This window comes from Frankia sp. AgB32, assembly GCF_023243045.1.
GTDB lineage: Bacteria > Actinomycetota > Actinomycetes > Frankiales > Frankiaceae > Frankia.
Genome location: NZ_JALKFX010000074.1, coordinates 40,651 through 46,650, shown reverse-complemented (window position 1 = coordinate 46,650; position 6,000 = coordinate 40,651). Strand labels below are relative to the sequence as shown.

3 protein-coding genes are annotated in these 6,000 nt (G+C 75.3%); 2 read left to right on the top strand and 1 reads right to left on the bottom strand.

The features are described from left to right. Nucleotides 1–493: 493 nt before the first annotated feature. A complete protein-coding gene (locus MXD60_RS18825) occupies nucleotides 494–943 on the bottom strand; it encodes a hypothetical protein (protein WP_248820630.1) in 450 nt (149 codons plus the stop codon). An 863-nt stretch (nucleotides 944–1,806) separates the two neighbouring features. On the opposite strand from MXD60_RS18825, the gene MXD60_RS18820 reads away from it, so the two are divergent. After that, nucleotides 1,807–3,273: a hypothetical protein gene (locus MXD60_RS18820; RefSeq protein ID WP_248820629.1), complete on the top strand. Its 1,467-nt coding sequence runs from the start codon at nucleotides 1,807–1,809 to the stop codon at nucleotides 3,271–3,273. After that, the gene (locus MXD60_RS18815) at nucleotides 3,270–5,684 is read left to right on the top strand and encodes a CHAT domain-containing protein (protein WP_248820628.1); all 2,415 of its coding nucleotides are present in this window, start codon (nucleotides 3,270–3,272) and stop codon (nucleotides 5,682–5,684) included. The genes MXD60_RS18820 and MXD60_RS18815 overlap by 4 nt, the downstream gene beginning before the upstream one ends. Nucleotides 5,685–6,000: the final 316 nt, after the last annotated feature.

Here is a 6,000-nt window from a genome sequence, read left to right as displayed (position 1 = left end):
GCAGGGTGATGTAGTTGCCGCCGAGCTGGGGATCGCCGGTGGCGCCGAGCACCTCGGGGCGCAGTTCCAGGCGGCGGGCGCGGCCGCCGGGGGGGGGGGGGGGGGGGGTGGGGGGCCCCCCGGCCGGCCGCGGGCGGAGAGCGGGCAGGTGGCCACCGGAGGGTGGTCGGAGCAGTGGGTGCGGGGCGGGCTGGTCGTCGGGACGGGGGGTGGCTGCCCGCCGGTCGGCGTCTCGGCGGACCCGGGGCCTGCCGGTGGAGGCACCGGTCGGGGTCGCGCGCCGGCGCGTGGGGGCACGGCGGGCAGCCGGTCTGGGGCGAGTCGACCAGGGCGGGCCGACTCGGGACTGGGGGTTCGGTGTGGCGGGCTGCCCGCCGTGAGGGGTGCGGCGGGCAGCCCGCAGGTCCGACGCGGTGAACCAGGGAAGTCCGATCCGCGCAGGCCATCGCTGGGGCCCGGCGCGGTCCGCCCTCCACGGACCGCGACGAGCCGGCTATCCGGTCGGGCGCGGCAGGCGGGGGCGCGGCGGGACGGCCCGGGAGCGGTCGGGGCCGTCGTCCCGGGGACGCACCGGTTTCAGTGCGCTGCCGTGCATGGTCCGGAACCCGCTCGGGCGCCGTTCGACACTGTCGGCGTCCCCGCGGGCGTCGAGGTCGTCGACCGCGTGTGCCCGGACGGCGACCAGGATCTGATCCCAGATGATCGCCGGCAGGCGGCTCTCCAGCCGCGCCTGCGCCGCGCCGTGCCGGATGATCACCTCGTCGGGCAGGGCCCGGGCGACCTCGCCGCCGCCGGCGCCCCAGGGGGTCCAGCCGCCCGGGGCATCCGACGGCGCGAGCCGGTCCAACCGGCCGCGGCGCACCTCCTCGACGAAGGGCGACCACAGCGCGGTGGGGACCCGCAGCTCCCGGGTCCGACCGGCATACCGGTAGCGAATGATCACCTCGGCCTGGTGGCGGGCGAACCGGAGCCCGGGAGCGCACGCCGGTCGGCGCCACCGCGGCGGCACCGCCACGACCGGCGGGCCCTGTCCGTCCCGCGCACCGCCCGCGGCGGCGCCGTTCTCGTTCGGGCGCGGCGTGGACTGGCCCGTGGCCTCCGCGTCGCCGTCCGCCGCACGACCAGGCCCCGCCGAGCGGCGGGGGTGGTCACCGGAAGCGGACGGCCCGGTGGAAACCGAGCTGGCCGCCGCGATGTGGCGGGTGGTGCTGGGGCGGGTGGTGTGAAGGTGGGTGGTGTGAAGGGGACCGGCGGTAGGAACGTAGATGGTCGAAGAAACAGGAGTGGAGGTGGTGGCGGTTGCCAGCCGCCGCGAACTCGTGGAAACAGGGTCCGGGAGAGGACCCCTGCATGCGATGCCCAAGGTCCTCTCCCGGTGTGCCTCACCGCCCATGAAGGCCCGCGTGGCGACTCGCCCTCGGCAATGGGTTGTCGGATGCGGGTGGGGCAGCAACCCTCGGCGGAATCCGCTGTCCCAGGAGGTGGACCCCGTCGCTCTCACCAGGTGTCCTCCTCGCCTACGGATGCTGGGACGCGGGCTGCGCGTCCGCCGGTGGACACATCACACCGTGCTGGGCGCATCAGGAACAGACCGCAACAACTTGGTGCGGCCCCGCACCTTGCCGTTGCACTGTTTTCCGGTGGCAGGCGCGGCCGGAGCCGGCGGCGGGCCGTGATGGCCGGCCTCCGCAGCGGCGTGATTCTGTTCGCTCCGGCGTCGAAAGCCCCCAGGGGCGGATAGCGGTCAGGCCGACGACAGCAGATGGGACGTACTGTGGCCAACTGGGTACTCTTACGGCCGTGGGGGTGGATCTAGGATCCGAGCGCGGTGGCAGGCGGGTCGATCGTTCGGCGGCGGCGGTCGGCCAGGCCCGTCGGGAGGTCGTCGCCTGGTTCGCCGAGCGCACCGACGATCCCCGCTTCGTCCGCTTCGGCCCCCAGCTGCGCGTCCTCGACGTGGTGCTCGGCAGGATGCTGGCGGCTCTCGACGGGCGCCTGCGCGAGCTGGGACCGGAGCTCGGCCGGACCTACGACGACTGCCGTGCCGTCGAGACGATGCTCACCGTCGTCCGCCGAACCTTCGCCTGGTACCGCGACCGTTACGACCAGCGCGTCGATCCTCGGCTCGGCCCGGTCCTGCTCGCCGCCGACGAACTCGTCCGCTCCTGCTGGACGCAGCCGTTCGTCGCGCTGCGACGGACGCCCCCGCAGGGACCGCTCGCCTACGTCGACCCGCGTTTCAACGCCTTCGCCCTCACCCGCGCGGCGGTGCCGGTGGAGCTGCGACCGCCCGCCCGGACCGACGCCGTGGACGGCGCGGTGCACGCGCTGCTGCGCGAGTTACCCGTCGCGACAATCGCGCTGCCGGAATGGGTGACGCGGGAGGCGTGGTGGCTCGCCGTCGCCGCCCACGAGACCGGCCACCTCGTCGCCCGGGAGATCGACGCACTGGACCTCGATGGGTCCGGATCGGGCCGCGGCCTCGCCGACGTGACCCGGTCGGTCCTCGCGGAGACCGTGCATGCAGCTGACGATGGCCGCCCCGACCTGGCCGAACAGTGGTCGAGCTGGCACGGCGAACTGTTCGCGGACGCCTTCTCGGCGGTGATGATCGCCGACGCGGCGGCCTGGGCGGTCGACGAGCTGGAGCACGGCGGCCCGGACCGGCTCGCGGCCCTGTCCGCGCCGGGCTACCCGTACCCGCCGCCGCTGGTTCGCCGGGCGCTGCTCGGTGAGCTCGCCCGCCGAGTCCGCGGCGCGGACCCAACCCAGGCGGCGGCTGCGGCGGGCGGGGTTGCCGAGGCCGAAGCATGGCTGGGCACCGACGCCGGCACCGCGGAGCTGCGCCGGCACCTGGCCGTCGTTCCCGCGGTCGCCGACGCCCTGCTCGCGCTGCCCTTGGGCGGTCAGAGGCTGCTCGACCTCGGCGCTGTCGACCAGGCATGGTACAGCCCGCACGGGCGAGTCGACGGCTGGTCCTCGGCACTGCGCCGTGATCCGGTGCCGATCACCCCCTCGGCGCTGCGGGGGCGTCCGGCGGCCCGGCTCGCGGTTCAGGCCGGCGTTGCGGCCCAGCTCACCGCGTCCCCCGGCGACCTCGCCGGTCTGCACGGCAGGCTGGTCACGGTCATGCGCGCCGCCGGCCCGGAGGGCACCCTCGCCCCGCCGCCGGTGCCAGCCGGCGACCTGGCCGACCTGGCCACCCGCCTGACCACGCGGCTGCTGGGCGGCACGCTGACGGCTGGTCCGGACCGGGAACGCGAGGGACGGTGACGATCCCGCGGATCCTGGTGGACGTGGCGCGTCGCGGCGACGGATGGGCCGTGCGGGTCCACGGATACGGCGACGGACCGCCGGCGGGTGTTGATCCCGTCGACGTCCGGTCGGAACACGAGATGGCCGCCGTCATGGTGACGGACGTCGACGACTCACCGCGGCAGGTGCCGGCCGTGCCGGCGGTGCGGCTCGGCCAGCTCGCCGGCGACCTGCCCGCGTCCCTGGCGAGCCTGTGTCGTGGCGACGCCGAGGCGGTCCACGGGCTGCTCGTCCGGGTCGCCGGGCTCGACCTGCGGCCAGGAGACGCGGAGCTCTACGGGCGCTGGCTGTTCGAATGCCTGCTCGCCCCGGTCTGGCCGGCGATCCTGCGCGCGGCCGGCGGCCACGGCCCTGGGCACGGCCACGGGGTGGAGCTGGCGTTGCGGTGGCCGGCGGGTGACCGCGCGCTCGACAGCCTGGTGTGGGAGTCGATGCACGACGGCGCCGCGCCGCTGCTCGGACACCCGCTGATCCTCATCGCCGTCACGCGGGTCGTGCCGGCCACGACGCCCGCGCCGGCCACGATCCGGCGCGTGCCGCGGGTGCTGTTCGCGGCCGGCTCCGCGTTGGACGAGGCGGTGATCCGTCCCGGCGCGATGTTCATGGGGCTGGTCCGCGCCTTCGAGGCCGAGGGGCTGTGCGTGTCACGGCTGCTGGACCGGGTGACGATCACCGAGCTCGGCGAGGCCTGCGCCCGGCACGCACCAGACGTCGTGCACCTCGTCGCCCACGGGGATGTCGCCCACGGGGATGTCGCCCACGGGGATGTCGCCCACGGCGACGGCGAGGGCTGGGATGACGCCGGCGAGCATGCCGCCCGCGACCGTCCGGTCATCCGCCTCGCGGACAAACCGGTGGGCGCGCGTCGGGGTGACCCACCGACCGGCTCGCGGTACGTCGATGCCGAGGCGCTGGCTCTCGCGCTGCGCGGGCCGGCCGGCATGCCCGCCGTGGTGGTCCTCAGCGCCTGCGGCAGCGCCCTGCCCGCTCCGGCGGGCGGCGCCGACGCCGGTGGCAGCGGCGGTGTCGCGCGGGTGGCTGGCCGGTCGATGGCCGCGGAGCTCGTCGAGCGCGGCGTGCCGATCGTCGTCGCGATGTCCGGTGAGGTCAGCGAGCAGGCCAGCCGGATGTTCGCCCGGGGCTTCGTCCGGGCCGTGCACGAGGGGGCGTCGGTGGTCGCCGCCGCGACGGCCGGCCGGCGGGCGGCCCTGCTGCACGGCGACCCGCCCAGCGGCTACCTGGACTGGGCGATGCCGACGCTGCTGCTCGCCGAGAACGTCCCGCCGGATCTGCGGCTCGTCGATCCCGAACCGGTCGCCCGGTTGCGCCACGTCGCGGAGAGCCTCGAACTGCGCCACGCACCGATGTTCATCGGGCACGAGGCGATCCTCGACGCCGTGGAGGATCTCGCCGGCCCGGCGGTCGGCGGCGGTCCGGGCCTGCTCGCCGCGGTGGCGGAGCGCTCGATCAGGGGGCTCGGCGGCACCCGGCTGCTGCGGGAGACCGGACTGCGGCTGCTGCGGCGCGGTCACCTGCCACTGCTCGTCGGGCCGTTCGGGGACGGCGCCGCGCCGCAGGACGTGGGCGCGGTGGTCGTCCAGATACTCGCGAAGATGATTTCGGTCGCCAGCGCGCTGAGAATGGATCCGAGTTCCCTGACCGTGCTGGGCGCCGACCCGGCGGAAACGCCGCCCGGAAACGTCGCCGGCGGGTATCCGCCAGCGCTGGACGAACATGCCCGGCTGTTGCGCATCGCTAGATTGCAGGGCGCGGTCGACCGATTCGCAGCCAGTCCCTCGCCGTATGGTCCGGAGACGCTGCGGGCCCTGCTGAGAATCGATCTGGCGGCCTTCGCCGGCGCGGCGGCCGCGCTGGGCGAGCCGTTCGGCCCGGAATCCCGGGTGGTCGTGCTCGGCGACGAGGTGCACCGGTGGGCTGGCGCGCTCGCGCCGCTCCTGGCCCTGATCAACCGTGATGGGCTGGGCGAACCCGGCCGTCCGGTGCCCGTGGTGGTCACGGCCTCGCTCGTCGGCGGCGCGGGCGAGGTGCTCAAACGCCGGCGGGACGCACTCGCCGGCCAGCCCGGATACCTTTTCCCCGAACTGGCCCCGCTGTCGCCGGCGAGCGCGATACTGGGATTCCAGTGGATTCTTCTGCACCCGTGGCGCCCGGATTTTCCGCTGGTCTACGCCGCGGCCCGCGGTGCCTCCCGGGAGCAGATCGAGCGGAACATCGGGCTGCTGAGGCGGATGCCGACCGCGGTGCGGGAATCGCTCTACCTGATAGCCGCGTCGATGGAAATAGGTGGGATCCTCGTCGGCGCTGACGACGAGCAGGCACTGCGGATCTACGAGGAGCAGTTCCAGTGAACACGCCGGCGGACCGGGCGACCGGCTCCCCCGCGGCCGCCGGGGAGCCGCTGGACCTCGCCGCGCTGCTCGCGCGGGCCCGGCGGGAGTCGCTGGCCGGCTTCGACCCGGCCCAGCTGTGCCGGTTCGCCCTGCTCCCGGAATGGACGGACGACACCGCCGTCCGCTTCGGCCTCGCCAGCGCCGAGGACCTCCCGGACCTGCATGCCCGGCTCGACCGGGCCGGGCTCGTCGACCACCGCTCGTCGACCGGCCCGCGCGGAGCCGCCATCCGGGTGTTCTGGCTCCGCCTGTCCCGCCGCGACGAGGTCGGCCG